29 protein-coding genes and 1 tRNA gene are annotated in these 25,486 nt (G+C 65.4%); 16 read left to right on the forward strand and 14 right to left on the reverse strand.

The genetic code is table 11. From position 1 onward, the window contains the following. Positions 1-74: 74 nt before the first annotated feature. From C7I55_RS06160 to infA, 4 genes are all read left to right on the forward strand, one after another. Positions 75-1,868 (forward strand): aminopeptidase P family protein, encoded by a 1,794-nt coding sequence (locus C7I55_RS06160; protein ID WP_106512015.1) that lies wholly within the window; start codon positions 75-77, stop codon positions 1,866-1,868. 259 nt (positions 1,869-2,127) lie between these two features. Next, positions 2,128-2,202: transfer RNA gene (locus C7I55_RS06165), tRNA-Thr, on the forward strand. Between the two features lie 578 nt (positions 2,203-2,780). Continuing rightward, positions 2,781-2,990, forward strand: coding sequence for a cold-shock protein (locus tag C7I55_RS06175; protein ID WP_106512017.1), 210 nt, complete (start codon positions 2,781-2,783; stop codon positions 2,988-2,990). A 3-nt stretch (positions 2,991-2,993) separates the two neighbouring features. Continuing rightward, positions 2,994-3,257 carry a translation initiation factor IF-1 gene (infA, locus tag C7I55_RS06180; protein ID WP_106512018.1) on the forward strand — a complete coding sequence of 88 codons (264 nt, stop codon included), beginning with the start codon at positions 2,994-2,996 and terminating at the stop codon, positions 3,255-3,257. A 163-nt stretch (positions 3,258-3,420) separates the two neighbouring features. On the opposite strand, the gene C7I55_RS28040 is transcribed toward infA, so the two are convergent. From C7I55_RS28040 to C7I55_RS06190, 3 genes are all read right to left on the reverse strand, one after another. Continuing rightward, entirely contained in the window at positions 3,421-3,594 is a 174-nt protein-coding gene (locus tag C7I55_RS28040) for a hypothetical protein (protein WP_158266302.1), read from the reverse strand. A gap of 166 nt (positions 3,595-3,760) precedes the next feature. Further along, positions 3,761-3,961 (reverse strand): hypothetical protein, encoded by a 201-nt coding sequence (locus C7I55_RS06185; RefSeq protein WP_106512019.1) that lies wholly within the window; start codon positions 3,959-3,961, stop codon positions 3,761-3,763. An 81-nt stretch (positions 3,962-4,042) separates the two neighbouring features. After that, positions 4,043-4,249 (reverse strand): cold-shock protein, encoded by a 207-nt coding sequence (locus C7I55_RS06190; protein WP_106512020.1) that lies wholly within the window; start codon positions 4,247-4,249, stop codon positions 4,043-4,045. Positions 4,250-4,629: 380 nt separating this feature from the next. Between C7I55_RS06190 and C7I55_RS06195 the strand changes: the two genes are divergently transcribed. Further along, the gene (locus C7I55_RS06195) at positions 4,630-5,358 is read left to right on the forward strand and encodes a Crp/Fnr family transcriptional regulator (protein WP_106512021.1); all 729 of its coding nucleotides are present in this window, start codon (positions 4,630-4,632) and stop codon (positions 5,356-5,358) included. Positions 5,359-5,470: 112 nt separating this feature from the next. Continuing rightward, positions 5,471-5,647: a hypothetical protein gene (locus tag C7I55_RS28045; protein WP_158266303.1), complete on the forward strand. Its 177-nt coding sequence runs from the start codon at positions 5,471-5,473 to the stop codon at positions 5,645-5,647. A 21-nt stretch (positions 5,648-5,668) separates the two neighbouring features. On the opposite strand, the gene C7I55_RS06200 is transcribed toward C7I55_RS28045, so the two are convergent. Together C7I55_RS06200 and C7I55_RS06205 are read right to left on the reverse strand one after the other, a co-directional pair. Beyond that, positions 5,669-5,992, reverse strand: coding sequence for a PilZ domain-containing protein (locus C7I55_RS06200; protein WP_106512022.1), 324 nt, complete (start codon positions 5,990-5,992; stop codon positions 5,669-5,671). Between the two features lie 3 nt (positions 5,993-5,995). Continuing rightward, positions 5,996-6,424: a PilZ domain-containing protein gene (locus C7I55_RS06205; protein WP_158266304.1), complete on the reverse strand. Its 429-nt coding sequence runs from the start codon at positions 6,422-6,424 to the stop codon at positions 5,996-5,998. Positions 6,425-6,579: 155 nt separating this feature from the next. On the opposite strand from C7I55_RS06205, the gene C7I55_RS06210 reads away from it, so the two are divergent. After that, complete coding sequence (locus C7I55_RS06210) at positions 6,580-7,581, forward strand: threonine aldolase family protein (protein ID WP_106512024.1); 1,002 nt, start codon at positions 6,580-6,582, stop codon at positions 7,579-7,581. Positions 7,582-7,591: 10 nt separating this feature from the next. Continuing rightward, positions 7,592-8,491, forward strand: coding sequence for a DMT family transporter (locus C7I55_RS06215; protein ID WP_106512453.1), 900 nt, complete (start codon positions 7,592-7,594; stop codon positions 8,489-8,491). An 11-nt stretch (positions 8,492-8,502) separates the two neighbouring features. Here the strand turns inward: C7I55_RS06215 and C7I55_RS28050 are convergent, their stop codons facing one another. The 6 genes from C7I55_RS28050 to C7I55_RS06240 form a co-directional block, all read right to left on the reverse strand. After that, complete coding sequence (locus C7I55_RS28050) at positions 8,503-8,661, reverse strand: hypothetical protein (RefSeq protein ID WP_158266305.1); 159 nt, start codon at positions 8,659-8,661, stop codon at positions 8,503-8,505. 19 nt (positions 8,662-8,680) lie between these two features. Further along, entirely contained in the window at positions 8,681-9,952 is a 1,272-nt protein-coding gene (locus C7I55_RS06220; protein WP_106512025.1) for a M48 family metalloprotease, read from the reverse strand. Positions 9,953-10,006: 54 nt separating this feature from the next. Beyond that, complete coding sequence (recF, locus tag C7I55_RS06225) at positions 10,007-11,065, reverse strand: DNA replication/repair protein RecF (protein ID WP_106512026.1); 1,059 nt, start codon at positions 11,063-11,065, stop codon at positions 10,007-10,009. Positions 11,066-11,171: 106 nt separating this feature from the next. Continuing rightward, positions 11,172-11,831 carry a hypothetical protein gene (locus C7I55_RS06230; protein ID WP_106512027.1) on the reverse strand — a complete coding sequence of 220 codons (660 nt, stop codon included), beginning with the start codon at positions 11,829-11,831 and terminating at the stop codon, positions 11,172-11,174. Positions 11,832-11,947: 116 nt separating this feature from the next. After that, positions 11,948-13,060 carry a DNA polymerase III subunit beta gene (gene dnaN / locus C7I55_RS06235; protein WP_106512028.1) on the reverse strand — a complete coding sequence of 371 codons (1,113 nt, stop codon included), beginning with the start codon at positions 13,058-13,060 and terminating at the stop codon, positions 11,948-11,950. A gap of 142 nt (positions 13,061-13,202) precedes the next feature. Continuing rightward, the gene (locus tag C7I55_RS06240) at positions 13,203-13,880 is read right to left on the reverse strand and encodes an outer membrane protein (RefSeq protein WP_106512029.1); all 678 of its coding nucleotides are present in this window, start codon (positions 13,878-13,880) and stop codon (positions 13,203-13,205) included. On the opposite strand from C7I55_RS06240, the gene C7I55_RS06245 reads away from it, so the two are divergent. The 6 genes from C7I55_RS06245 (at position 13,879) to C7I55_RS06270 (ending at position 20,846) form a co-directional block, all read left to right on the forward strand. After that, a complete protein-coding gene (locus tag C7I55_RS06245; protein WP_233222075.1) occupies positions 13,879-14,499 on the forward strand; it encodes a hypothetical protein in 621 nt (206 codons plus the stop codon). The genes C7I55_RS06240 and C7I55_RS06245 overlap by 2 nt on opposite strands. Further along, positions 14,496-15,146 (forward strand): histidine phosphatase family protein, encoded by a 651-nt coding sequence (locus C7I55_RS06250; protein WP_106512030.1) that lies wholly within the window; start codon positions 14,496-14,498, stop codon positions 15,144-15,146. The genes C7I55_RS06245 and C7I55_RS06250 overlap by 4 nt, the downstream gene beginning before the upstream one ends. A gap of 78 nt (positions 15,147-15,224) precedes the next feature. Then, positions 15,225-16,409, forward strand: a complete 1,185-nt coding sequence (rlmN, locus tag C7I55_RS06255) for a 23S rRNA (adenine(2503)-C(2))-methyltransferase RlmN (RefSeq protein ID WP_106512031.1) — start codon at positions 15,225-15,227, stop codon at positions 16,407-16,409. An 83-nt stretch (positions 16,410-16,492) separates the two neighbouring features. Then, positions 16,493-17,368: a septation protein IspZ gene (locus tag C7I55_RS06260; protein ID WP_158266306.1), complete on the forward strand. Its 876-nt coding sequence runs from the start codon at positions 16,493-16,495 to the stop codon at positions 17,366-17,368. Between the two features lie 127 nt (positions 17,369-17,495). Then, the gene (locus C7I55_RS06265; protein WP_106512033.1) at positions 17,496-19,448 is read left to right on the forward strand and encodes a sensor histidine kinase; all 1,953 of its coding nucleotides are present in this window, start codon (positions 17,496-17,498) and stop codon (positions 19,446-19,448) included. A 132-nt stretch (positions 19,449-19,580) separates the two neighbouring features. Continuing rightward, positions 19,581-20,846: an SAM-dependent methyltransferase gene (locus C7I55_RS06270; protein WP_106512034.1), complete on the forward strand. Its 1,266-nt coding sequence runs from the start codon at positions 19,581-19,583 to the stop codon at positions 20,844-20,846. 56 nt (positions 20,847-20,902) lie between these two features. On the opposite strand, the gene C7I55_RS06275 is transcribed toward C7I55_RS06270, so the two are convergent. Next, positions 20,903-21,520: an EF-hand domain-containing protein gene (locus tag C7I55_RS06275; protein ID WP_106512035.1), complete on the reverse strand. Its 618-nt coding sequence runs from the start codon at positions 21,518-21,520 to the stop codon at positions 20,903-20,905. A gap of 267 nt (positions 21,521-21,787) precedes the next feature. Here C7I55_RS06275 and C7I55_RS06280 point away from each other — a divergent pair, with 267 nt between their 5' ends. Then, entirely contained in the window at positions 21,788-23,353 is a 1,566-nt protein-coding gene (locus tag C7I55_RS06280; RefSeq protein WP_106512036.1) for a hypothetical protein, read from the forward strand. Beyond that, positions 23,353-24,423: a glycosyltransferase family 2 protein gene (locus C7I55_RS06285; RefSeq protein WP_199192743.1), complete on the forward strand. Its 1,071-nt coding sequence runs from the start codon at positions 23,353-23,355 to the stop codon at positions 24,421-24,423. The genes C7I55_RS06280 and C7I55_RS06285 overlap by 1 nt, the downstream gene beginning before the upstream one ends. On the opposite strand, the gene C7I55_RS06290 is transcribed toward C7I55_RS06285, so the two are convergent. Further along, positions 24,357-25,085, reverse strand: coding sequence for a class I SAM-dependent methyltransferase (locus tag C7I55_RS06290; RefSeq protein ID WP_106512038.1), 729 nt, complete (start codon positions 25,083-25,085; stop codon positions 24,357-24,359). The genes C7I55_RS06285 and C7I55_RS06290 overlap by 67 nt on opposite strands. Continuing rightward, complete coding sequence (locus C7I55_RS06295; protein ID WP_106512039.1) at positions 25,085-25,486, reverse strand: GtrA family protein; 402 nt, start codon at positions 25,484-25,486, stop codon at positions 25,085-25,087. The genes C7I55_RS06290 and C7I55_RS06295 overlap by 1 nt, the downstream gene beginning before the upstream one ends.

Raw genomic sequence — 25,486 nt, forward strand, 5'->3', positions numbered from 1 at the left:
CTGGGCGCCAGACTGGCGCTGCTTCCCGATAGGGCTTACTTAGCGCCGGATCATCAGCCGAGGGAAGATTGCACATGTCGACGTACGAAGCCCGCCTCCAGGCCTTGCGCGAGCAGCTGAAGGCCGATCGGCTCGATGGCTTCGTCGTGCCGCTCACCGACGAACATATGAGCGAATATGTCGGCAGCTACGCGCAGCGGCTCGCCTGGCTGACGGGCTTCCAGGGATCGGCGGGCTCGGCCGCGGTGCTGCCGCAGGAGGCCGCGATCTTCACCGACGGACGCTACACGCTGCAGGTCCGCGACCAGGTCGACGGCCAGCATTGGAGCTATGAATCGGTGCCGCAGACCAGCGTCGCCGACTGGCTCAAGGAGCATGCTCCGAACGGCGCGCGGATCGGCTACGATCCCTGGCTCCACACCAACGACTGGGTCGTCCGGGCCCGCGAGGCGCTGGCCGCCAAGGGCGCCGAACTCGTTGCCGTCGAACGCAACCCGATCGATCGGGTGTGGTCGGATAAGCCGGAGCCCTCCAAGGCGCGGCTCGTCGTCCATGGTGACGATCTTGCCGGCAAGTCATCTGCGGCCAAGCGGCAGGACATCGCCGATTGGCTCAGGGCCGAGCAGGCCGACGCCGCGGTGCTCTCGGCGCTCGATTCGATCGCCTGGACGTTCAACGTGCGTGGTCAGGACGTCGAGCATACGCCGGTCGCTTTGTCCTTCGCCCTCGTCCACCAGGACGGCACCGCGGACCTGTTCGTCGCCTCGGAGAAACTGGGCGAGGACGTCCGCCAGCATCTCGGCAACGGCGTTCGCATCCACGAGCGGAATGCGTTCGAGCCGCATCTGCGCGGCATGCGGGGCAAGACCGTGGTCGCCGATCCTGAACGTGCCGTCTCGGCGATCTTCGGGGCGCTCGAGGCCGCTGGCGCCAGGATCGTCACCAAGCGCGATCCCGCCGTGCTCCCCAAGGCGATCAAGAACCAGGTCGAGATCGGAGGCCACCATGCGGCGCAGGCGCGCGACGGTGCTGCTCTGACCCGCTTCCTCCATTGGCTGTCGATCGAGGCGCCGAAGGGCAGCGTCGACGAGCTCTCCGCCGCGGCAAAGCTGCAGGAATTCCGCGAGGCCTGCGGAGATCTCCGCGACACCAGCTTCGACACCATCTCCGGCGCCGGCCCGAATGGCGCGATCGTCCATTATCGCGTGACCGAGGAGACCAACCGCGCGATCGAGATGGATTCGCTTTATCTCGTCGATTCCGGCGGACAGTATCCGGACGGCACCACCGACGTCACCCGCACCGTCGCGATCGGCACGCCAACCGCCGAGATGCGCGATCGTTTCACCCGGGTGCTCAAGGGTCATATCGCGGTGTCGGCCGCGCTCTTCCCCGACGGCACTCGGGGCAGCCAGCTCGACACGCTGGCCCGGCAATTTCTGTGGCAGGCGGGCGTCGATTATGCCCATGGCACCGGCCATGGCGTCGGTTCCTACCTCGCGGTCCATGAGGGGCCGCAGCGAATTGCGCCCGTCGGCAGCGGCCAATCCGGCGGCGACGAACCGTTGCGCGCCGGCATGATCCTTTCGAACGAACCCGGTTACTACAAGGCTGGTGCCTATGGCATCCGCATCGAGAATCTGGTGTTGGTCGTGCCGAGGCCGGTCGCCGGCGCCGAGAAGGACATGCTCGGTTTCCAAAATCTCACCTGGGCACCGATCGACAGGACGCTGATCGATCTCGCCTTGCTCTCGCCGCAGGAGCGCGCCTGGGTCGACGATTATCACGCCCGCGTTCTGGAGATCGTCGGTCCGCAGTTGAGCGGCGAGGTTCTGGAGTGGACCAGGGCGGCCTGCGCCCCGCTCTGAGTGGAAAGCGGATCGCGCGGGAGCGCGGTCTACTCGCTTCCCTTCGGCCCATCTGCCTCGCTCGGTGCCGGCTCACCACGGGCCTGCGCCTTGCGACGCTTGAGATTGTCTCGGAGCGCTTCGGCGAGGCGGCGGGCGCGGTCTTCGGTGGGTTTCGACATTAGGGAAAAATACGACGGGGCGTGGACTTGGCGCAAGCCGCCTTGACAGGGCGGGCCGCCGCAGCCAATAGGGCCGCCGTCTCCCGACAGGCGATGATGCTGCCGTAGCTCAGTGGTAGAGCGCATCCTTGGTAAGGCTGAGGTCGTGAGTTCAATCCTCACCGGCAGCACCATCGCCCGTCGGAGACACCGCGCCCGCCGCAAGACGCGTTCCGCCGCGAACCTCCCCGTTTTCTGATCCCGCCGCGCCACGGCATGGCTCTCGCCCCCATGATTGGGGGCTTGTGCGACAAATTCGTATTGGCTTTCCGGTCGGCGGAGCCCATCTCCGGCGGATGAGCAGTGTCACCATTCTCGAACGAGCCTTCGCTCTCGCCCGCTCGGGCGAACATACTTCCGTTCAAAGCATCAGAGCCCGTTTGAAGGGCGAGGGCTTCGCCAATGTCGAGGCCCATCTGTCCGGTCACTCGATCAGCCGCCAGCTCCGAAAGATCTGCCTGGAGGCACGCGCGGGGAGCCCCGAACCTACGGCCTGAGGCGATCCCCAAGGCGTGTGGCTGCCGCGAGCGTCTTCCGATCGAAACCCGACGCGGGTCGGCGCATCGCTTGTATCTGGCTGCCTTATGCCCCATCTGGGCAGCGCTATCAGTCGCAACGGACGGTCACTGGCGCTTTGCGGCTCCTTTTCCTTCTTCCCGCTTCTCCTAGCCGAGTGGGCCGGGTGGCGGTCCGCCAAAGAAGGGAAAGTATATTGATCACCGGAACCGTGAAATTCTTCAGTGCCGATCGCGGCTATGGCTTCATCCAGCCGGACGCCGGCGGGGCGGACGCATTCGTTCACATCTCGGCGCTCGAAGCGGCGGGGCTGGACATGCTCTCGCCGGACCAGCGTATCTCCTACGATTTGGAGGCCGATCGTGGCGGCAAGACCTGCGCCGTGAACCTCCAGGCGGCTGCCTGAAGCATGGCCAAGGAAGAATTGCTGACCCTCGAAGGTCTGATCGATGAAATCTATCCGGACGGGCGCTTCGGCGTGAGCCTCGACAACAATCACCGGATCATCGCTTACACAGCCGGCAAGATGCGGAGATTTCGCATCAAGTCCGTGGTCGGTGATCGCGTACACGTGGAAATGACTCCTTACGACCTCAGCAAGGGCCGTATCGTGTTCCGAGAGCGCACTCCGGGTCAGGGACCGGGCGGTCCTCGGCGCTCCTTCCGCCGCTGATTCTGCGCCGCGCTCCAGAGCCTGGTCACGTTCGGGTAGAGCGGCCTGGGGCGGCGCGAGGTCTGGAAAGGGCATTCAGCAAACCCCCGAGACGGGCGCGTCGAACGATCCTTCCTGTGCACGAACGTCGCTGCGGTGAGACATTCTCGCCGCGGCGGCGGCGTCAGGCGCGCTGCACCGGGCCGTGGGCCTGCTCGGGCGCGGACGCCCAACGCGCCTGGCGTTCATAATAAGCTGCGAGCTGTTCCAGCTGCCGACGAGCCTGCGGCGCGATCGCGGCGGCGGCATCCTTGCGGCACTGATCGGCTTGCTGACGATAATAATCGGCTTCGATCATTTGGCGGCCTATGGTGTGAGCTGCCGGCTCAAAGCCTCTTGTTCGAGATCGTTCCATGTCAAGACGCTGCGCCGCGATAAAAGCGCGCTTGGTCCCGCATCTGCGGCCGGGATCGCCTGTCTGATGTGAAGAAAAGTGCGGGTGTGTCCACGCCCGTCCGCCGAGATCACGCGTCGAGACGGGTCGCGGCTTTCTCTTCTTCCTGCTTGGCCCGGAACACTTCGCTGCGATGGGCCCGTGCCGCCATCGCTTCCCATGCCTCGGCGGAGCGAAGACACCGATCGCGGACATTGTCGAGCTTGGCCGAGTTCGCGTCCGCACGCGCTTCGGCGGCGCGTGCGCTGTAGAAATCATGATTGGAGGACATAGTGCATTCGTTCCTTTTGCCCCCCGGTCCTCAAGGACGGGAGCCGCGGCCAGACCGCCGCTCCCGTCAGATCCCTCGGGATCAGGCTGCCTGGATGTTCACAGCGCTGGTCTTGCCGCGACGATCCGTCTCGAGCTCGTAGGAAACACGCTGATCGCGATCGAGCGTGGTCATGCCCGCCGCCTGAACCGCGCTGATGTGCACAAAGGCATCATTGCCGCCGCTCTCCGGCTGGATGAAACCATAGCCCTTGTCGGCATTGAAAAACTTGACGGTTCCGATGGTCATTAGCTTTTTCCTTCTTAGGGGGAGAACCGAACGCCGGCCCTCCGATGCTAGGAGAGGCGAGAGAGAAGGAAAAAGGTGCCGCAAAGCGCCAGAAACCGTCAATTTGCGACTAGTAGCGGGTCCATTTACTCTCTTGATGCGGATTTTGCAACCGAAGGCGATCTCCGGGATCCTTCGATGCAAGGCGGTTTGCGCCTGAAAGGGAGGCCGAGAGCGGCACCGCGGGTTCCGATTCCCCCGGCCGTGCCCGTCACGTGGTGCCTGAAGTCGCCGGTCTCCGGTGCACCGTCTGGCTGTCCCATGCGGAACTTGATCCACATCAATGAGTATCTAACCCTGCAATGTTAGCTTGGGAGAATAGCGCGCCACTAGAGGAGTTTATGGGGCTCGAAGAAGTCGAGGGGATGAACCCTCTCGCCCGTAAGCTTCAACGCCTCGGACGCGTGTCCGAGGAGGATGTGCAGCACGTCCTGGCTTTGCCGGCGATCGTCAAGGCGGTGCCAACCGGGCATTATCTTGTTCGCGAAGGGCGACCGGCGACGGAATGTTGCGTCCTGCTGTCGGGCTTCGCCTGTCGGCACAAGCTCGCTGCCACCGGCGCACGCCAGATCGTGTCCTTTCATCTGCCTGGGGATCTGCTCGATCTGCAGCATTTGCTGCTCTCGGTCGCCGATCACAACGTGCAGACGATCACCGAAGCGGTGGTCGCGTGGGTCCCGATGGCGGCGATCAGGAAGCTCACCGCACAGAGTCAGGCGATCAGCGATGCGCTGTGGCGCGATACGCTGATCGACGCCTCGATCTTTCGCGAATGGGTGCTCAACGTTGGCCGGCGCGATGCCAAGACCCGCATTGCTCATATGCTGTGCGAATTCGCTGCGCGCTGCGAGTCCGCCGGCCTGGGTTCGGCGAGCGCGTTCGAGCTGCCGATGACACAGGAACAGATTGCAGACGCGACCGGGCTGACCAGCGTGCACGTCAACCGGATGCTGCGGGCGCTCGAAGCGGACGGCGCGATCGCTCGCGATCGCAGGCACATTCGGATCGCGGACTGGCAGAACATGCGATCGATTGCGGACTTCGATCCGGCGTACCTGCACGCTGCCTGAGCTCACCCCGTAAGCGCTGTCTTCCGTTCTTGCACCTTGATGTGGATTAAGGTTAGGTGCGCGTGGCTCGGGTGGTTGCCGCCATCGGTCAGATCAGGGCGACGGTTCTCGGATGACTCACGACAATTCCGCCGATTCATTCCGCAATCTGGCGACGGTGTGCCGCCGGCAGGCGGCCGCATCGACCACACCGGGCGTCGCGGAACTGCTGCGCGAAATGGCGGAAAAATACGACAACCGCGCCGAACGGCTGGAGGAGAAGCTGCTTCATCCAAGTCCGCGGGTCTGACCGCACCCGGGATCCGACCGCTCAGCGGGCGATCTTGCCGACCATCATGTCGAGCACTGCGGGGTGGAGCGGTCTCACGAATTCGCATCCGAGCAGATGACCGCGCATCCAGACGACGCGGCTGTGCCACGTCTCCAGTCCAGGCAGCTTCAGCCACACATCGGTACCCTCGGGCAGCTCGAGATGGGTTGCGGCGCGGAAGCCGTGGGTGGAAAGATCCAGGATCTGCACCGTGATGGCGGTGGCGCCGCGCTGCCGCAGGCCGGCGCCGAGCACGATTTCCTTGCGCGCGGCCTTGCGGATCTCGCCATAAGGTTGCGTCGAAAGCTCGCCGATCAGGCCCATAGCTCATTCTCCCGGAATGGAGATGCCCACTGAGACGCCCCACAAGCGGGCGAGCTTCTTGTCCTGCGCGCTCATGTCCTCGCCGAGGGCTGGACGGCGGAACCGGGGCTGGTTCTGGTCGGTGGTGGTGCGCTTCAGCTGCACCAGCACTTCGCTCTCGTCGACCATGTAGGCGAATTCGAGACCCGCTCGGCCCTCGCCGACCCATGCGACCCGCGCAGGGACGGTGAGCGATCCGCGCGTGAACGTGACTTCGGCGCCTTGCGGGGGAACACGCTGCGCTTCAATCAGGGCGCCTTGCCGCGACAGGTCTCGCAATCGCACATCGATCTCGATGGACCCGATCTGAAGCTTTGCGGCCAGCAGGACGCGCGCTCGCTTCGCCGTGCGCTTGCCGGCAACCGAACCGTCCACGAAATTCTGTACGCCCATCCGAACACGTCCTCGAAAAATCCTTGCGAGCAGCGTTACACCTCGCCCACTAACCCATGGTAAACGCGCCATTGGAATTTGCGCGTGGCGCGGTCCGTCGCTCCTGTCGCGGGAGCTCGCTTCCACCACCGGCTTCGAGCCTCTATGCGCGCCTCATGCGATTCTTCTCCGACAACGCCGCTGCCGTCTGCCCCGAGGTCATGGCGGCCCTGGCCGCCGCCAACAGTCTCGACACCGCCTATGACGGCGATCGCTGGAGCCAGCGTCTCGACACCGTCTTCTCCGAATTGTTCGAAACCCAGGTCACCGCCTTGTGGGTGGCAACCGGCACCGCCGCGAATGCGCTTGCCTTGGCCGCCTTGTGCCCGCCCTGGGGGAGCGTCGTCTGCCACCGCGATGCGCACATCCAGAACGACGAATGCGGCGCGCCGGAATTCTACACGCACGGCGCCAAGCTGCTGCTCGGCGACGGCAAGGGCGCGAAGCTGACCCCGGACATCGTTCACGGACTGATCGACACCATTCGCAACGACGTCCATCAGGTTCAGCCCGCGGCGATCTCGATCACCAACGCAACCGAATATGGTCTCGTCTACACGCCGGATGAAGTCGGGGCGCTCGGAAGCCTGGCGCGGGAGCGCGGGCTTGGGCTGCATATGGACGGTGCCCGCTTCGCGAATGCCATCGTCCGGCTCGGCTGCTCCGTGGCGGATGTCACCTGGAAAGCCGGGGTCGATGCGCTGAGCTTCGGCTTTGCGAAGAATGGCGGCATGTCCGCGGAAGTGCTCGTCTTCTTCGGCGACAAGCATCGGCAGACGACGCTCTATCGCCGCAAGCGTGCGGGCCACCTGCTCTCCAAGGGCCGCTTCATGGCGGCGCAGGTCCTGGCCATGCTTGACAACGACGTGTGGCTGCGAAACGCCCGCGCCGCCAACGATGCCGCCACGCGCCTCGCCGCAGCGGCGGGGGATCGGCTCGTCTTGCCGGTCGAGGCGAACGAGGTGTTCCTCCGGGTCGGCGCGGACGAGGCCAGAAGCCTGCGCGATCAGGGCTTCGACTTCTACGATTGGGGAGTCGGCGAGGCCCGCCTCGTCACCAGCTGGGATTCGGATCACGGCGCCGTCGATCGGCTTGCCGCTGCGATCGCCGCCTTATGAAGATCGCGCCGTGAGGGCTGGGCTGCTCCAGCCGAAAGTCCTTTTTCCGTTCCTGCTGGTCACCTGCATTTGGGGTTCGACCTGGCTGGTGATTCGGGATCAGCTGGGCATCGTCCCGGCCGCCTGGTCGGTCACCTACCGCTTCACAATCGCTGCCGCCGCGATGTTTGCTTATGCGCGATGGACCGGCGCGTCGCTGCGGATCGGCCGTGAAGGCCATATGCTCGCCTTGCTGTTCGGCATTCCGCAATTCTGCCTCAACTTCAATTTCGTCTATGCGGCGGAGCATCACATCACCTCGGGGCTGGTCGCGGTGGTGTTCGCATTGCTGCTCGTCCCCAATTCCATCTTCGGCTGGCTGTTCCTGAAGCAGCGCCTCACCGGAGGCTTTCTGGTCGGCTCACTGGTGGCCGTGGCCGGTGTTGCCTTGCTGTTCGTGCAGGAGCTGAGAGCCAGCGCGACGTCGCGCAGCGAGGTGCTGATCGGGATCGGCGTGACGCTCCTCGGCGTGCTGTCCGCGTCGTCCTCCAACGTGCTGCAGGGCACCGAGCGCCTGCGGACCAGGCCGATTTCGGCCATGCTCGCCTGGGGCATGTTCTACGGCGTTCTGTGCGACGCGGCGATCGCCTGGATCCTGCACGGAGCCCCGGTTGTGGAGATGCGCGCCGGTTACTGGGCCGGGCTCGTCTATCTCGGTCTGCTCGCCTCGGCGATCGCCTTCACGCTTTATTTCGGGATCATTCGTGCGATCGGGCCGGCGCGCGCCGCCTATTCAAGCGTGCTGATCCCGATCATCGCGATGGCGCTGTCGACATTGTTCGAGGATTATCACTGGTCGCCTCTCGCCGTCGCGGGAGGCGTCCTCGCGCTCGCCGGCCTTGTCATCGCGCTCAGATCCCGGCCCGCCTGACCGCCGTCGCTTCAGCCCCCATCGCCGGTTCCGGCATGGTCGTTGCCGCTCTTCTGGATTTCCTCCACCGCTTCCCGGGCGGCATCGTCGATCGTGTCGCCGCTGCCTGGCGGCTCGGCATGGACGGCTTCGCCGGGTTTCTTGTCGCCCCCAAGTTTCTGGTCACCCATGCTCGGTCTCCTTTGCCGGTCAACGTGCGGAGGAGGCCACCGTTGCAGGGGCGGGGCGAACAATGGCCCGCTGCTCGGGCGGAAGCTCCGCGAGGTGCGCGGCCTTCCATTCCATCGCGGCTCGCACCCGGGTTCGGCCGGACGGATGATCGAAGAAGATCGCCTCCTCGATCGCGCTCGGCTCGATCTTGCGATATTCGGACAGCTTCATCGCCGTCGACGCGAACGCGTCCGGCTCGCGCGCCGCGTCGAGCCCGAAGCGATCGGCGGAGATCTCTTCCGTCCGCACCAAAGTGTTGATCGCCGGAGTCATTGCCAGGGTGTAGATCGCGAGGATCGCGGTGAAGAGCGGCATGACCGCGGGATCCGAGACGGTCGCGACGCCCCACGCTTTCGCCCGCCGCGCGAGAATGCGCGGGGCCAGCCACCACAGCAGAAGGAAGCCGCCAAGGAAGACCAGGCTGACACAGCCGATCAGCACCCAGATATGGCCGAGCACGTAATGGCCGAGCTCGTGGCCCATCACCGCCTTGACCTCCGCCGAGGTGCCGCGCCGGAGCAGATTGTCGTTGAGCGAGATCCGGATCGTTGGCCCGAGCCCTGAAACGTTGGCCGAGATGCGGTCATGCTGCTTCGACTGATCGAAGACGGTGACGTTGCCCGCGGGCACGTGGTACGCCTTGGCCATGCCGAGGATCTGGTCGCGCAGCGGTCCCGCCGGCATCTCCCGATACGTGTTGAACAAGGGCGCGACAAAGACCGGTGTGATCAGCGCCCCGAACGCGATGAACAACGCCATCGTACCGGTCGCCCACAGCCACCAGCTGCGCGGAGCCTTGCGGATGACCGCGAAGATGATGACGAGCGCAATTGCGGTGACCACCATCGTGAGGGCAAGGCCGATGGCCTGCTCGCCGAGCCACGCCGGGAAGCCCAGGTTCATCAGCCCATATTGCTTCTCGCGATACCAGCCGGTGTAGATCGTCCAAGGCAGCACGATCAGCGTCGAGACCAGCACGAAGGGAAGGGCATAGAGTGCCGGCTGCAGCCAGCGACGGTGGGTCACACGCTGCGCCCAGCGAGACCAGGACGCCGACCAGCCGAAGCGAAGCACGGCCCAGGCACTGGCGATCGAGACCAGGGTTCCCCACAACAATAGCCAGTAGCCGCCTTCGAAATAGGCATCCGAGCGCTCGCGTACGGGCCCGACGAGACTGTCGAGATAGGCGCGAGTCGCCGCGTCCACGTCGAACGGGGCCGCACTCGCGGCGGCAAATAGGTCGATGATCATGTCCAGCCCTCCCGCAGGAAGGCTAGGCCCGAACAGGCCTGAAAGGAAAGGTCATCAATGCGCCTGCACCGCACCGTCGACGACATCGAACCGGCTCGCGATCGGGCCCACCTCGTCGAACAAGGCGGGTTCGGTGCCCGTCATCCACACCTGACCGCCCCCGGCTCGAAGCCGCTCGAACAAGGCGGCGCGGCGCCTCGGATCGAGGTGGGCGGCGACCTCGTCGAGCAGCAGGATCGGCCGGCGTCCGGCACGGTCGGTGACGAGATCGGCATGGGCGAGAACGATCGACAGCAGCAGGGCCTTCTGTTCGCCGGTCGAGCACAAAGCGGCCGGCTGGCCCTTGGCGATATGGGTGACGAGCAGATCGGTGCGGTGCGGCCCCGTCAGCGTCCGACCGGCGGCGGCGTCTCGGGCACGCCCGGCGCGAAGAGTCGTCGCCAGCTTTTCTTCCCCGCCGTCGATCTGCAGGCCGGCGCGGGCGAACGGCCCTTCAGGGGCTTCCGCCAGCCGCGCCCCGAGGGCTTCCACCGTGGCCCGCCGGGCGGCGCTAAGGGCAGCCCCGTGCTCGATCATCCGCGCCTCGAGCGCCGTCAGCCAGTCGGCATCCGGGCGTTCCTCGGCGAGCAGCTTGTTGCGCGCGCGCATCGCCGCTTCGTAGCGCGCGGCATGCACCGCATGTCCGGGCTCCAGCGCGAGCACCAGCCGGTCGAGGAAGCGCCGGCGGCCGCTCGCTCCCTCCTGGAACAGGCGGTCCATCGCCGGCGTCAGCCACAACACCGCGAGCCATTCGGAAAGGGAGGTTGCGGAGGCCGCAACCCCGTTGATGCGGACCTGCCGGCGCTCGGGGGCGGCGGCTGTGGTGCCCGTCCCGATCTCGATGTCGTCGATCCGGGCCGCCACCGCAAAGCCGCCCGATCCCGCCGACCGCGCCATCTCGGAGAGGCTTGCGCCCCGAAGGCCGCGGCCGGGCGACAGCAGGGAGACCGCTTCCAGGATGTTGGTCTTGCCCGCTCCATTCTCCCCGGTGAGCACGACCAGGCCGCAGCCCGGCGCAACGAGGGCGTCGGCATAGGAGCGGAAATCGGTAAGCGAGAGGCGGGTCAGTGGCACGCGCGAGGGATGGGCATCAACGGCGTCTCAGGCAAGCCCCGTGAACCCCTCGAGCCGGTTCTTCGGTGCGCCGTTGCGATGCACTCGAAGCGAGGTACCCGATAGGCTACTCGGCGGATGGCTTGCTGCGGGTGATGAACCCGAGCATCGCCTCCCGCATTATCGTCTGCTGCTTCGCTATCCACGCCGGATCTGGAGCGTTCACGTCCGCCAGGGTGCGCCTCTCAATCTCATTGCGTGCCGCGACGAGCTTCGGGAACCATGGTGTCTGCTGGAACCGCATCATCGTGGCATGCTCGGCAGCCGTGAGCTTCGCCGCTGTCTGGGCGAGCGCCGTCTGCTCGACACGCTTCATCGCTGCCGGATCGACGCTTCCGGTTCCGGTCGCCACAGCGTCGTTCGCCATGCTCGTGCTAAGCGGATCGAGATCTGCCCCTTCGAGAACCGAAAGGAGTATTCTGCGGACCACGGGGTCGCGGTACATGTTCGCAGCCGCCTTCATCTCCGTTGCGGTCAGCCGCTCGGCGAAGATCCCGGCGTTGCGCTCCAGCATTCTTGCCACGAATTGCTCGATGCCGAGCTGCGCGGTTGGTCGGGCCGCGCTCAGCGCCGCGTCGCCAACGCCGGGATATTCCTGTTCCAGCGCCGCCGAAGCCGGATCGATCGCGAGCGCACGCCGAGACGCGACTTCCCAAGACCGCATGTTCATTGCCCGGTACGTCTCGGCCGGATAGGCGAGCCGCGCGAGCTCGCGCGCAATCGCCATTGTCGCATCGGACGCCTGTCCGGGAGATGCCTGCGAAGGCAGGCGCTGAGCTGTCGCCGGAGCCGCGGTCTCAACCCCGGCGAGCGCCGTCAGCGCTCCAAAAAGGAGCGCCCGCCTCACACCCGCATCGGCATCAGCACGTACAGCGCCGGGGCCTTGTCATTCTCGCGCAACAGCGTCGGCGCCGCGGCGTCGGCGAGGTGCATCTCCACGGTATCGCCCTCGATCTGGCCGAGGATGTCGAGCAGGTAGCGCGCGTTGAAGCCGATCTCGATTCCGTCCGACGTATAATCGCCCGACACTTCCTCGGCCGCCGTTCCGTTTTCCGGGCTGGTGACCGAAAGGGTTACCCGGTCGCGGTCGAGGGTCATCTTGACCGCCCGCGTCTTCTCGCTGGCGATCGTGGCGACGCGGTCGACGCCTTCCTCGAAGCTGCGCGGATCGATGCGCAGCAGCTTGTCGTTCGCGGTCGGGATGACCCGGCTGTAATCCGGGAAGGTGCCGTCGATCAGCTTCGATGTCAGGATCGCGGTGCCCAGGCCGAAGCGGATCTTGGTCTCGGAAAGCGACACCTGGACGCTGCCATCGACTTCGTCGAGCAGTTTGCGGAGCTCGGCCACGCATTTGCGCGGGATGATTACGTCCGGCATGCCTTCGGCGCCGCCCGGCCGCGGCACCGTCACGCGCGCCAGTCGGTGTCCGTCGGTCGCCGCGGCCTTCAGCACCGGCTGTGCCTCGTCCGACACGTGCAGGAAGATGCCGTTCAGATAATAACGCGTCTCTTCGGTCGAGATCGCAAACCGCGTCTTGTCGATGATCTGCTTCAGCGTCGTCGCGGGAAGCTCGAAGCGGGTCGGCAGCTCGCCTTCCGCGATCACCGGGAAATCGTCGCGCGGCAAGGTTGCCAGGTTGAAGCGGGCACGGCCGGCGAGCACCTGCATCTTGCCTTCCGACGCGCTGAGCTCGACCTGGCTTCCTTCGGGCAGCTTGCGCGCAATGTCGAACAAGGTGTGTGCCGAAACGGTGGTGGCCCCTGCCTGGAGCACCTGCGCCTCGACGGTCTCGTTGATCTGGAGATCGAGATCGGTCGCCATCAGGCGCAATCCGCCACCCTCGCTCGCCTCGATCAGCACGTTCGACAGGATCGGGATGGTGTTCCTGCGCTCCACCACGGATTGGACGTGGCCGAGGCTCCTCAGGAGCGTAGCCCGTTCGATCGTCGCCTTCATGGAATCCCCCGAAAATGGTACTTGTCCGCGGGTTGTAAAGCGGCGCCGCCTTTCTCGCTAGAGGGTAGTGCGGCGCATGCGAAAACGGCCGGGGATAAAACCCGGCCGTTCGAGTCTCGGCTCCCGAGCCAAGAGCGTGCGATCAGAAGCGGACGCCGAATGCGGCGACGACCTGGTGACGATCGAGGTTGATGTCGGTGTCGAAATTGTCGGCATCGAAATCATCGAGATCGAAATCGTCGCTGAAATCGAGATTGGTGTAGTTCGAATAGCGGTATTCGAGCTTGCCGTAGGCGTTGGGGCCGAACAGCTGCTCGATCCCCGCGCCCAGCCGCCAGCCGTCCGCATTGGTGTCGAACTCGAAGCGATCGTCGGTGGTCCGGAAACCGGCTTCGATGCTCGTGTTGGTGTAACCGCCCTTTGCGTAGAGCAAGGTCCGCGGCGTCACGGCGTAGCCGAGCCGTGCGCCGACATAGATGTCACGCCCGGTGGCGACACGGGAGGTAAAGGCGATACCGTCGAGGCTCTCGTCCGACTCCTGCTTGCCGCTCGAATCCGAATATTCCGCCTCGACACCGGCGACCACGCCGCCAAGATCGAAATCGTAGCCGACGCCGACACCGTAGGTGACGCCTTCGATGGATTCGTCGCCATTGTCGCCGCTGGTGTCGACACTGTCGTCGTTGCTGTCGCCGGATTTCAGCACGTCATAGCCGACGATGCCTTCGATGCGAGGGCCGGTGAAGGGGGACGCTTCTTGGGCAAGCGCGGGGGTGGCGAAGCTGCCGGCAAGAAGGGCGGCGACGAGATAGGTACGCATGGAAACACTCCGTTATGCAAGTTCGTGGGAACGGACCGCCCAGCGTCTCCTTGGGAGAAAGGTTTCATTAACCGTACCTAAACAGCGATTCTTGTTGCATTTGTGCAACAGCCGCGTTCATGCTCCGGTGATGCATCGCCTCACCATGTTTGTCGTTGTTTTTCTGTGTCTTGCGGTCCCCGCCTTGGCGCAGAAAGCGAGCCTCGGGGTGTTCGGCCTGTGGGGCGCCTTCGCGGAAAAAGATCGTTGCTACGCCATTTCAGAGCCGCAGCGGACGGCGCGGAACAATCCTCGGGGCGCTTTCGCATCGATCAGCTGGTGGCCCGGGCGCGATGCCAACGGGCAGGTCTACTTCCGGCTCAGCCAGGCCAAGCGCCCCGGCTCGGCCGTGTTGCTCCGGATTGATGCGCGCACGTTTCAGCTCGCCGGTGGCGCGAGCAACGCCTGGGCGCCGGATGCCCTCGCCGACGCCGATATTCTCGCCACGATCCGCACGGGCGTCGAGATGACGATCGAATCCCGCTCCGAGCGCGGTCTCCTGATCCGCGATTCCTATGCCCTGCGCGGGGCTGCGACGGCGATCGATGCAGCTGCGATCGGCTGCGCGCGTCGGCGATGATTGCCGGCACCTTCTATATCGCACGGCATGGCGAGACCGTGTTCAACGCCGCGATGCGGATGCAGGGCCGCACGGTCCACACGCCGCTGACGCGCGCGGGGTTCGACCAGGCCGAGGAAATCGGGGTTGCCCTCCGCGACGCGCTCGGGGGCGGGCCATCGCTCCACCTGTGGGCGTCCCCCACCGGCCGCGCGCTGCAGACGCTGGCGATCGTCGCCGAGCATCTCGATCTCGATTGGCATTCGGCGCGAATGGATCCGCGGCTCGACGAAATGGACATGGGCGACTGGGGCGGCCGCTCCTACCAGGAGATCCACGATGCCGAAGGGCCGCTCGTCGATCGCCGGAGCGGTCTGTTCACGCGCCGTCCCCCCGCCGGCGAATGGTATGACGACATCGCGCTGCGTTTGTCGCGCTGGCTCGATGATCAGGCTGACGATGCCTGCGACAGGCTCGTCATCATGCACGGCATTTCCTCGCGTGTGCTCCGCGGCCTGCTGACCGGCGGCGCGCCGCGTCCGGAATGCGGCGCGCCGGTGGCCCCCTCGTTGCCGCAGGGATCGATCGTGCGAATCGCCGACGGCGTGGAGACGTTGCTCCACCGCGCCGTCGGCGGCTTCGGCGCGTCGCGGCCACTGACCGCCTGACCTTCCATCGGTGCGGCCCGCGATGGTCTAGAAAAAACCACGTTTCTCGCCTACATAGACGTCCTCATGACAGCTCCCATGCCAATCCCCGGTCTGATCGACCCGGTTCCCGTCCCGCGTCCCGCTTTCGAGAGCGACGACGGTCGCGTCGATCTCGTCGGCCTGCCGCGCGATCAGATTCGTGATGCGCTCGTCGAGGCCGGCCTCGACCTCAGGCAGGCGAAGCTGCGGGCGAAGCAGATCTGGCACCAGATCTATAATCGCGGCGCCACCGAGTTCGATGCGATGAGCGACATCGCCAAGCCGCAGCGCGCCTGGCTTTCGGAACGCTTCAAGGTCGGCCGTCCCGACATCGTCGTCCAGCAGGTCTCGACCGACGGCACCCGCAAATGGTTGCTCAAGACCGACGACGGGCATGATTTTGAAATGGTGTTCATCCCCGATGCGGACCGCGGCACGCTGTGCGTGTCGTCGCAGGTGGGGTGCACGCTGAATTGCCGCTTCTGCCATACCGGCACGATGCGGCTGGTCCGCAATCTGCGTCCGAACGAGATCGTCGGCCAGGTGATGTTGGCGCGCGACGCGCTCGGCGAATGGCCGTCCCAGCCGGAGGGCCGGATGCTGTCCAACATCGTCATGATGGGCATGGGTGAGCCGCTCTACAATTTCGACAATGTCCGCGACGCGCTGAAGATCGTCATGGACGGCGACGGCCTCGGCCTATCCCGGCGCCGGATCACGCTGTCGACGTCCGGCGTGGTGCCGATGATGGCCAAAGCGGGCGAGGAGATCGGGGTCAATCTCGCCGTTTCGCTCCATGCGGTGACCAAGGAGGTGCGCGACGAGATCGTGCCCTTGAATCGCAAATACGGCATTGAGGAGCTGCTTCAGGCCTGCGCCGATTATCCAGGCGCCAACAATGCGCGCCGCATCACCTTCGAATATGTGATGCTGAAGGATAAGAATGACAGCGACGAGGATGCGCGCGAGCTCGTCCGGCTGATCCGCAAGTACAAGTTGCCGGCCAAGGTGAACCTCATCCCGTTCAATCCCTGGCCGGGGGCGCTGTACGAATGCTCGTCGGACGAGCGAGTCCAGCGTTTCTCGGACATCGTCTACGAAGGCGGCATCTCGGCGCCGATCCGCCGCCCCCGCGGCCGCGACATCATGGCCGCATGCGGCCAGCTCAAGTCGGCCGCGGAAAAGAAGAGCCGCGCCGAGCTCGACCGCATCGCCGAGGAAAAGCAGGCGGCGCTCGCTTGAGCGAGGTGCGTGCGCAGGCGTCGCGCGGGATTGCGATCGCCAGGTACCGTCGGCCCTTCAGAGTCGCCGGAAGCGCGTGTCTGGTGGTCTTCACGGTCCGGCTCAGCGGGCTCGACAGCATTCTGTACGTGGACGGCGAAGCCGTCGCCGAGGACTCGACTCCGGCAGCCGGGCTCGAAGCCGTGCGTAACCATCGACTGGCCGCGCGGCTTCCCGACGGAAGCGCGATCGACGTCGAGGCGGGTTATATCAGCTGGGTGAACGTCGGCATCTCGGTGCGCCGCGACGGATATCTCGTCCATCAGAGCCACCCGGGCAGAACGATCGCCTACCCGGAGCGTGCGCGCGAAATGGTGCTAAACGCCAAGGATCCCCAGCTGCCGCCGGGCTACGACCCCGGCGTTCTCAGCCGCAACAAGGTCCCGATTCTCGTCGACGTCGCGCTCGGGTTGCTCTTCTACGTCGTCGCCAAGCTCACCGATCTCAGCACGGCCGCCTTGGTCGGAGCCGCGGCGGGGCTGGCGCTCGTCCTCGTCCAACGCTTCGTGAAGGTGGACTTGCTTGGCGGCCTGGCCCTGTTCGGCGTGTTCATGCTGCTCGTCTCCGCGGGCCTCGCTCTGCTCTTTCAGGACGACATGGCGGTGAAGCTGCGTACCAGCATCGTCGGCGTGATCAGCGCGATCCTGTTCCTCGGCGACGGGCTGCTCGGCGGAAACCGGCTCGGCAAGGGCCTTTGCCGCTATCTCCCTTACAGCGACATCGATCCGGGCCGACTCGGCATCGGCATGGGTACGGTCGGTCTGTTGATGGCCGCCCTCAATTATGCCGTAGCGAAGCTTGCCAGCACCTCCGCCTGGCTATTCTATTCGACGTTCGTCGACTTCTTCCTGATGATGGGCTTGATCATCCTGGTCTTTCGTTACGCTCGCGGACAGATGTTTGCGCGCCATCAGGGTTAATCTTCGCCGCCGTTAGGGGCAAATCTTCTCCGAATGGGGGGAAAGCCCATTCCGGGCTATGTTGGCGCTTTCTCAGCCATTGCGCACCCGCTAGACTGCGGCTCCTGTTCGGGGGAGCGTCGCGTTCATGGCTGTCCATTCGTCTATTCAGCCGGCCTCCCGCGTCTGCAGGATGGGTGAGGCGATCCGCGCCCGCGACTGGGCCGAGACCCCGTTGGGACCGATCGATCAATGGCCCGATCGCCTCCGCTTCGCGCTCGAGATCTGCCTCCGCTCGAGTACGGCAAGCGCCGTCTATTGGGGTCCGGACCTCACCTTGCTCTACAATGACGCCTTTGCGGACGTCCTCGGGCAACCCGAATTGCGACTGCTCGGCCTCCCGGCGGCCGAGGCCTATGCCACGCTTTGGGATTGGCTCGGGCCGCAATTCGCCCAGGTGATCGACACCGGCGAGGGCTTGCTCGTGGCGGAGCAGAGAATCCCGATCGTCCGGAACGGCATCCTCGAGGAGACCTACTGGACCTATACGCTCAACCCGCTCGTCGCCGAAGACGGAACGGTCTGCGGGGTCATGACCCAGCGCGACGACGTCACGCGCGCGGTTCTTGCCGAGCGCAGGCTCTCTTTCCAGATCCGCCTCGCCGATGCGATGCGCGGAGAGGGGGATCCGCAGCAGGTGAAACACGTCGCCACCGCTCTGCTCGGCGAATATCTGAAGGCGCCGCGGGTCGGCTATGCGGAGGTGGACGAAGCCAAGGGACGGGCGATCGTCGGCAGCGACTGGTCGCGTGAGCCTGGTACGGGCCTCGCCGGTCAGCGGGTCGAGCTCGCCGCCTTCGGCGAGGAAGCGCTTGCCTATCTGCGCAGCGGGGAAGTGCTGGTGCTTTCCGACATCCGTCACGTGCCGACCGAGCGCCCGAACATCGTCGGCATGTGGGAGGCGCTGGGGGTCCGTGCACTGATCACCGTGCCGCTGGTCCGCGATGGCGAACTCAAGGCCTTGCTCTACGTCCATGAGCCGCAGCCGCGTCACTGGCGCCGGTCGGAGGCGGCGATCGCCCGCGACGTCGCCGAGCGCACTTGGGCGGCGGTGGAGCGTGCGCAGGCGGAGCGTTCGCTGCGCGAGAGCGAGGACCATTATCGCCGGACCGTCGAGTTCAATCCGCAGGTCACCTGGACCGCTCTGCCGGATGGAACCCTGAACCGGGTGGCGAGCCGATGGGAGGAGTGGACCGGCACCAAGGGGCTTGGCGACACCTGGACCAGCGGGCTGCACGCCGACGATGTCATGCCGTCCCTGGAAGCGTGGGGCCGTTCCGTGGCGACCGGGACTCCCTTTGACGTCGAGCATCGCCTGAAGATGCGCGACGGCAGCCTTCGTTGGGCGCGTTCGCGGGCCTTCCCGCAGCGTGGCGAGCAGGGCGAGATCGTGCTGTGGTACGGATCGACCGAGGATATTCACGAGCGCAAGATCGGTGAGGAGCATCAGCGGCTGCTGATCAACGAGCTCAATCACCGGGTGAAGAATACGCTCGCCAGCGTTCAGGCGATCGCCTTCCAGACGCTGAAGGGCGACATCACGCTTGGCGAGGCGCGGAACCGCTTCGAATCGCGGCTGATGGCGCTCGCGCGGGCGCATACGTTGCTGACCGAGCAGAATTGGGAACGCGCCGGCCTCGAACATGTCGTCCGAGACGCCACCGAGCACCTCGCCGAAAATCCCGGACGTTTCCTGGTCGCCGGCGATCCGCTCTGGCTCACTCCGCGCGCATCGCTGGCGCTTGCGCTGGCGCTGCACGAACTCGGCACCAACGCTGCCAAATATGGTGCCCTGTCCAACGAGACCGGCACGGTCTCGATCGGTTGGAGGATCGAGCGCGGCAGCCTGCTGCTCGATTGGAAGGAGCATGGCGGCCCGCCGGTGACGGCCCCGCTCCGCCGCGGGTTCGGCTCGCGGCTCATCGAGAAGGGGCTTGGCTCCGATCTGAACGGCCACGCGGATCTGATCTTCGAAGCGGACGGAGTTCGCTGCACGATCGATGCGGCACTGCTCACCGTTCGCGCGCCCGAGCTTGGCTGAACAGGGCGGCATCTTCCGAGCGCCAACCTTCGAAGACCGGCCGCGGGCGCGGAAACTTCCGCGCCGATTTACAATAAAGTCCTGAGTAGTTGGCGGGTTGCGCATCCGAAACGTTCGGATATTCTCTTTCGAATGTGGCTGCTCGACAAAATGCTTCGCCGGCTCCTCAAGAAGGGTGAGCTCATCGTCGTCGACCATGACGGCAAGGAATATTTCTACGGAAGCCCGGAGCCCGGCTGGACGCCGTTGCGGATACGCCTGACCGATCGCGGGGCGGCGCTCCATATCGCCAAGGATCCGCGCGTGGGTGCCGGCGAAACCTATATGGACGGGCGGTTGGTCGTCGAGGGCGGCGGTGACATCCGCGACCTCGTCTTGCTGATCCGGATGAACGCGCCGTGGGAGAAACCGGGCGCGCTCCGCCCGCGCGGGCCGCTGCGCAAGGCCGTGCACCGGATGGTCGGGAGGCTCGATCAGATCAACTGGAAAAGCCGGTCGCGCCGAAATGCCGAGCACACCTACAATCTTACCCGCCGCCTCTACGAACTCTTCCTTGACGAGGACCGGCAATATACCTGCGCTTATTATCTTGATCCCAAAGACGATCTCGAGAAGGCCCAGCTCGACAAGAAGGCGCATCTCGCCGCGAAGTTGCATCTGAAACCGGGCATGAAGGTGCTCGATATCGGCTGCGGCTGGGGCGGACTCGCCCTCTATTTGCACCGTCAATATGGTGTCGAGGTGCTCGGTGTCGCGCTCGCGCCCGATCAGATCCAATTCTGCCGGGAACGCGCCGCCGCGGCCGGCGTGTCCGACAAGGTGCGGTTCGAGCTCACCGACTATCGCGACGTAGAAGGAACGTTCGACCGGATCATCAGCGTCGGCCTGATCGAGCATCTCGGCACGCCTCACTATCCCGGCTTCTTCGCCAAGACCCACGACTTGCTCGCGCCGGACGGAGTGATGGTCTCCCATTGCTGCGGACGTATCGGCGGCCCCGGCGTGACCGATAAATGGACACGCAAATATATCTTTCCGGGCGGCTACATCCCGGCGCTGTCGGAATTGGTGGTCCAGGCCGAGAAGCACCGTATGATCGTCACCGACGTCGAGGCGGTGCGATACCATTATGCCCTGACGCTGGAGGAATGGTACCGCCGGACGGTCGCCGCCAGGGAGGAAATCGTTCGGCTGTACGATGAGCGTTTCTATCGGATGTGGCAATTCTATCTGGCCGGCGCCGAAGCGGCGTTCCGCTACGGCGGCATGGTCAATTGGCAGCTTCAATATGTGAAGCGCCGCGACGCGATCCCGATGACCTGGGACTATCTCTACGAGGAGGAGCGGCGCTTGCGCGCGGCCGAGGCGCCGCCGCAATGGCATCTAGCCGCCGAGTGACGGGCGCGTGAAAGAGGGCCGGAGCGTCTCCGCACCGGCCCTTCGCTTTTTCCGTCTCAGCCGCGGCGATTCTGCCCCCGCCGTCCGCCGAACACGTCGCGAGCGGCACGGCGTTCATCCTGGCTGATCGTGCCGTCGCGATCGGTATCGAGCCGGTCGAACAGCGCGAAGGCGCTTTGCCGTGCTTCCGTTTGGGTCAGCCGTCCGTCACGATCGGCATCGGCTGCCTGAAAATGCCGTGCCCCGAGGCGTGCGAACAGACCGCCGCCGCTGCGGTGGCGGCGGCGTTCGGCGCGCGCCCGCCGGTGCTCGGAGCGCGCTTCCAGGCCGCGCTGCGGACGTGCTTCGAATTCGCCGCGGCTCAGCTGCCCGTCTCGATTGAGGTCGAGCCGTGCGAACTGCTCCGCGCGGCGCTCCTGGCGCTGAGCGGTGCGGGCGCCACGCTGCCCCTGGCGCTTGGCGCGGCGCGCTTCGGCGCGCGCACGGAGCTCGTCCTGGGTCAGCGCCCCGTCACGGTTCGCGTCGAGGCGACTGAAGCGGGCGTCGACCTTTGCTGCCACTTCGGCGCGGGTGATCGGCTGGGCCGCGGCGCCGGCTGGCGCCGCGTGCTGGGCGGCGGAGGCAGTCGAAGCCAAAGCGGCCATCGCAGCGCCGGCAAGGATGAGTTTCTTCATGACATTGCTCCTCGAGAACGAAAAACCGTTGCTGCACAGTCCTTTGCCGCATTGAGGCTGTCGCTCGCTTGAACATCCCGGGTTGCTCCGGTTCAGGTCTCGCGGGCATTCCGCCTATCTATGCCGCGTCGCACCAACGATCATCCTGGGCAATCGCCTCGACTGTAGTGACGTGGAGATGCCGCGCCGATTCCACTTTCCGGTTGATCTTCCGTCTGCGCTGGGGAAGTCAGCGGCAGACCTTCCGGAAGAGCAACCTCAAAGATCATGACACGCGTTTCGCCCGAAATCGAGGCTCGGCATTGGTGGGAGCATCCCTGGCTCCTGGCCGCCATCGTCCTCGCTTCGGCCGTCCCTCTGCTCTGGCCGAACATCCCGCCGCTGGTCGATTTGCCCGGACATATGGGCCGCTACCATGTCCAGCTGGAAATCTCCCGCTCGCCGGTGCTCCAGCAATTCTACGATTTCAAATGGGCGTTGATCGGCAATCTTGGCGTAGATTTGCTGGTGGTTCCGCTCGCCAAGATCTTCGGGCTCGAACCGGCGGTGAAGCTGATCGTCATCCTGATCGCGATGATGACCACGGCCGGGCTGCTGTGGGTCGCATCGGAGGTCCATGGACGGATCCCGCCCTCCGCTTTCTTCGCCCTGCCGCTCGTGTTCAACTACCCGTTCATGTTCGGCTTCATCAATTTTGCGCTGTCGATGGGCCTGGCACTGTTGGCTTTCGCGCTCTGGCTCCGGCTGGCACGCCACGAGAGGCTGATGCTGCGCGCGCTCTTGTTCGTGCCGATCTCGATCGTGATCTGGGTGACCCACACCTTCGGATGGGGCACGCTCGGGGTGATGGCCTTCTCGGCCGAATTCATCCGCCAGCTGGACATGAAGCGGGGCTTCTTCCGCGGCGGCTTCCATGCCGGCCTCCAGTGCATCGCCCTCTGCCCGCCGGTCCTGCTGATGCTGGCATGGCGGAGCGGCGACCACGTCACCGGTTATACCGGCCAGTGGTTCCTCTGGTGGCAGAAGCTCAACTGGGTGCTGATGGCGCTGCGCGATCGCTGGGAGATGTTCGACAAGGCGTCGCTGGCGGTCATCGGCCTGGTGCTGCTCACGGGCCTGCTGTGGTGGCGGCGGCTCGAATATTCCCGCAACCTGGCGGCCTCCGCCGTCTTCCTCGCCCTCGTTTATATCTGCCTGCCGCGCATCGTGTTCGGCTCCAATTACGCCGACATGCGGCTCGCACCTTTCGTGATCGCCGTGGCGGTGATCGCGATCCGCTTCCGCCGCAACTGGGGCGGAAAGACGGGGACTGTGCTCGCCGTGGCGGGATTGCTGTTCTTCGTCGTTCGCACAGGCGGAACGACCGCCAGCCTCTACCTCTACGATCGCGCCTATGACGCCGAGCTTGCGGCCGTGCCGCACATTCCGGAGAATGCGCGGGTGGTGTCCTTTGTCGGCGTGAAGTGCCGAAAGAGCTGGGCGATGACCCGCCTCGAGCACCTTCCCGCGATCGGCTTGGTCCGCAAGAGCGCCTTCTCGAACGATCAATGGTCGATGGAAGGCGCGCAATTGCTCACCGCCCGGTATCCCGACGGTGGCTGGTTCACGCGGGATCCGTCTCAGCAGGTGCTCGGGCGTCCGTGCCGCGGCGAGAAATGGTGGACCTTGAACCAGTCGCTCGCACGGCTTCCCCGGTCTGCGTTCGATTATGTCTGGCTGATCCAGCCACCGGGCTACGATCCGCGTCTCACTGCGGGACTGCAGCCGCTCTGGCGCAACGGGGCATCGGTGCTCTATCGGGTGGTCGACCGCACCCAGCCCCGGATTCCTTGATGGCCCTCGCGCTTTCGATCGTCGTTCCCTGTTACAATGAAGAAGCGTGCCTCGGAGAGCTCCATGGGCGGCTGACCCGTGCCGCGCGCGGGGTCGCCGGCGAATCCTACGAGATCGTCCTCGTCAACGACGGCTCGCGCGATCGCTCGTGGGGGATGATGCAGTCCCTCTCCGCCACCGATCCACATCTCGTGTGCATCAATCTGTCGCGCAACCACGGTCACCAGCTGGCTCTCACCGCCGGTCTGGATCTCTGCTCCGGCGCGCGCATCCTGATCATCGACGCCGATCTTCAGGATCCGCCCGAATTGCTGCCCGACATGTTCGCGGCGATGGATGCGCAGGAAGCCGACGTCGTCTACGCGGTGCGCCGTGCGCGGGCCGGGGAGACCGCCTTCAAGCGCTCGACCGCGAAGATCTTCTATCGTCTGCTGTCTAAGCTCGCCGAGATCGAGATCCCGCTCGACACCGGTGACTTCCGGCTGATGAGCCGCCGTGCCCTCGACGCGTTGCTGTCGCTGCCCGAGCAGGCGCGTTTCATCCGCGGCATGGTCGCCTGGGTCGGCTTCCGCCAGGTTCCGATCGGCTACGATCGTGCCGAGCGCCACGCCGGCCAAAGCAAATACCCGCTGTCGAAGATGATGCGCTTCGCGCTCGATGCGGTCACCGGCTTTTCGACCGCACCGCTGCGGATGGCGAGCCATATCGGCCTGTGGCTCGTCGCCGCCTCGGTCCTGCTGCTCGCCTATATCGCGTTCGGCTTTCTCACCGGCAGCGCCATCCAGGGCTGGACCTCGCTGATGCTGGTGGTCGTCATCCTCGGTGCCGTGCAGATGTTCGTGCTCGGGATGATCGGCGAATATCTCGGCCGTCTCTACATCGAATCCAAGCGCCGGCCGCTCTATATCGTGTCCGATATCGCCGGCCATGCCGGCAGCCATGCCAGCCTCGGCCATGTTGCCCATGCCGCCGAAGCGGCGTCGGACGCCGCGCCGGAGCCGGATCAGCCTTTGGAAACGATCGCCACCAGCGACACGCCCGGCGGCAGCGGCATTCGGCCGACGGCGTAGCGCTCCAGTCCGAAGATCACCTCGAACAGGCTGTTCACGGGCTTCGGCGGCAGCGCGTCGTCGCTGTCTTCCTTGCGGGTGATCCGTCCCACGATCCGCGCTGCGGCGGCGAGCGGGAAGAGCAGGCTGTTGAACCAGCTCATCATCTCGAGCTTCAGCCCGGCCTCGCCGATCACCGCCCGCAAGCTGCCGCGCGTGTAGCGTCGCTTGTGGTGGTTGACGACGTCGTGCGCGCTCCACATCCACGGATGGGCGGGTACGGTGATCAGGATCCTGCCGCCGGGCCGCAGCTTGCGGGCGATGCTCCCGAGCGCGGCGCGATCCTCCTCGACATGTTCGAGCACGTCGAGAATGGCGACGAGATCGTAGGCGCCGTCCTCCACCCCTTCCAGCGCCGGTAGCGGCGAGGCGCCGATCGGCCGGCCGAGCCGCTCGGCAGCGAGCGCCCGGGCGGCTGGATCGATCTCGATTCCGTCGGCACGGCCGAATTGCTGGAGCATTTCCAGATTGTGCCCGGTGCCGCAGCCGATCTCCAGAATGCGCGGGTCTGTCGGCAATGCGATCTTGCGCGCGATCAGGGTGCGGAGGATGTCGCGGCGCGCGCGATACCACCAGTGGCGGCTGTCGAGCTCGGCCATGCGATCGTAGACGATGCGTTCCATCAGCCGAATACCCACTGGCGATTGAGTGTGAAGGTGACGAGGGGGGTCACGAACAGCATCGGGATCACCGGCCACCAGGTCGGTCCGTTCATCGGCCCGGTCAGCACCCACACGAACAGGCTGTTGAGTGCAAGGCTGATCAGCGAGACGATCATGAACCGGAATGTCCGCACGCCGGCCTTGTCGCGGCTGCCGTGACCGGCGAAGCTGACCTTGCCGTGCAGTACGAAACCAAATGCGACGGCGATGACATAGGCCAGGAAATTGGCGAGCAGCGGCGGCACGCCCAGGAACGTTGCCGGAAACCAGTAGGCGGCGACGCCGAGCGCGGTTACGAACCCTCCGACCAATGCGAAGCGGATGAGCTGTGTCAGCAGCCCGGCCGCAGTTTGTTCATTCAT

This window comes from Allosphingosinicella deserti, from assembly GCF_003012735.1.
In the GTDB taxonomy this organism is placed as follows: domain Bacteria; phylum Pseudomonadota; class Alphaproteobacteria; order Sphingomonadales; family Sphingomonadaceae; genus Allosphingosinicella; species Allosphingosinicella deserti.

Coding starts and splice junctions, on each gene's coding strand:
- C7I55_RS06185 (WP_106512019.1), bottom strand. CDS start 3,961: ATGTCCTCCAATCATGATTTCTACAGCGCACGCGCCGCCGAAGCGCGT.
- C7I55_RS06210 (WP_106512024.1), top strand. CDS start 6,580: ATGCGATTCTTCTCCGACAACGCCGCTGCCGTCTGCCCCGAGGTCATG.
- C7I55_RS06195 (WP_106512021.1), top strand. CDS start 4,630: ATGGGGCTCGAAGAAGTCGAGGGGATGAACCCTCTCGCCCGTAAGCTT.
- C7I55_RS06275 (WP_106512035.1), bottom strand. CDS start 21,520: ATGAAGAAACTCATCCTTGCCGGCGCTGCGATGGCCGCTTTGGCTTCG.
- C7I55_RS06190 (WP_106512020.1), bottom strand. CDS start 4,249: ATGACCATCGGAACCGTCAAGTTTTTCAATGCCGACAAGGGCTATGGT.
- C7I55_RS06200 (WP_106512022.1), bottom strand. CDS start 5,992: ATGGGCCTGATCGGCGAGCTTTCGACGCAACCTTATGGCGAGATCCGC.
- C7I55_RS06250 (WP_106512030.1), top strand. CDS start 14,496: ATGATTGCCGGCACCTTCTATATCGCACGGCATGGCGAGACCGTGTTC.
- C7I55_RS06290 (WP_106512038.1), bottom strand. CDS start 25,085: ATGGAACGCATCGTCTACGATCGCATGGCCGAGCTCGACAGCCGCCAC.
- C7I55_RS06285 (WP_199192743.1), top strand. CDS start 23,353: ATGGCCCTCGCGCTTTCGATCGTCGTTCCCTGTTACAATGAAGAAGCG.
- infA (WP_106512018.1), top strand. CDS start 2,994: ATGGCCAAGGAAGAATTGCTGACCCTCGAAGGTCTGATCGATGAAATC.
- C7I55_RS28045 (WP_158266303.1), top strand. CDS start 5,471: ATGACTCACGACAATTCCGCCGATTCATTCCGCAATCTGGCGACGGTG.
- dnaN (WP_106512028.1), bottom strand. CDS start 13,060: ATGAAGGCGACGATCGAACGGGCTACGCTCCTGAGGAGCCTCGGCCAC.
- C7I55_RS28040 (WP_158266302.1), bottom strand. CDS start 3,594: ATGATCGAAGCCGATTATTATCGTCAGCAAGCCGATCAGTGCCGCAAG.
- C7I55_RS06245 (WP_233222075.1), top strand. CDS start 13,879: ATGGAAACACTCCGTTATGCAAGTTCGTGGGAACGGACCGCCCAGCGT.
- C7I55_RS06265 (WP_106512033.1), top strand. CDS start 17,496: ATGGCTGTCCATTCGTCTATTCAGCCGGCCTCCCGCGTCTGCAGGATG.
- C7I55_RS06230 (WP_106512027.1), bottom strand. CDS start 11,831: ATGGCGATTGCGCGCGAGCTCGCGCGGCTCGCCTATCCGGCCGAGACG.
- C7I55_RS06240 (WP_106512029.1), bottom strand. CDS start 13,880: ATGCGTACCTATCTCGTCGCCGCCCTTCTTGCCGGCAGCTTCGCCACC.
- C7I55_RS28050 (WP_158266305.1), bottom strand. CDS start 8,661: ATGGGTGACCAGAAACTTGGGGGCGACAAGAAACCCGGCGAAGCCGTC.
- C7I55_RS06280 (WP_106512036.1), top strand. CDS start 21,788: ATGACACGCGTTTCGCCCGAAATCGAGGCTCGGCATTGGTGGGAGCAT.
- C7I55_RS06205 (WP_158266304.1), bottom strand. CDS start 6,424: ATGGGCGTACAGAATTTCGTGGACGGTTCGGTTGCCGGCAAGCGCACG.
- C7I55_RS06160 (WP_106512015.1), top strand. CDS start 75: ATGTCGACGTACGAAGCCCGCCTCCAGGCCTTGCGCGAGCAGCTGAAG.
- rlmN (WP_106512031.1), top strand. CDS start 15,225: ATGCCAATCCCCGGTCTGATCGACCCGGTTCCCGTCCCGCGTCCCGCT.
- C7I55_RS06220 (WP_106512025.1), bottom strand. CDS start 9,952: ATGATCATCGACCTATTTGCCGCCGCGAGTGCGGCCCCGTTCGACGTG.
- C7I55_RS06295 (WP_106512039.1), bottom strand. CDS start 25,486: ATGAATGAACAAACTGCGGCCGGGCTGCTGACACAGCTCATCCGCTTC.
- C7I55_RS06270 (WP_106512034.1), top strand. CDS start 19,581: ATGTGGCTGCTCGACAAAATGCTTCGCCGGCTCCTCAAGAAGGGTGAG.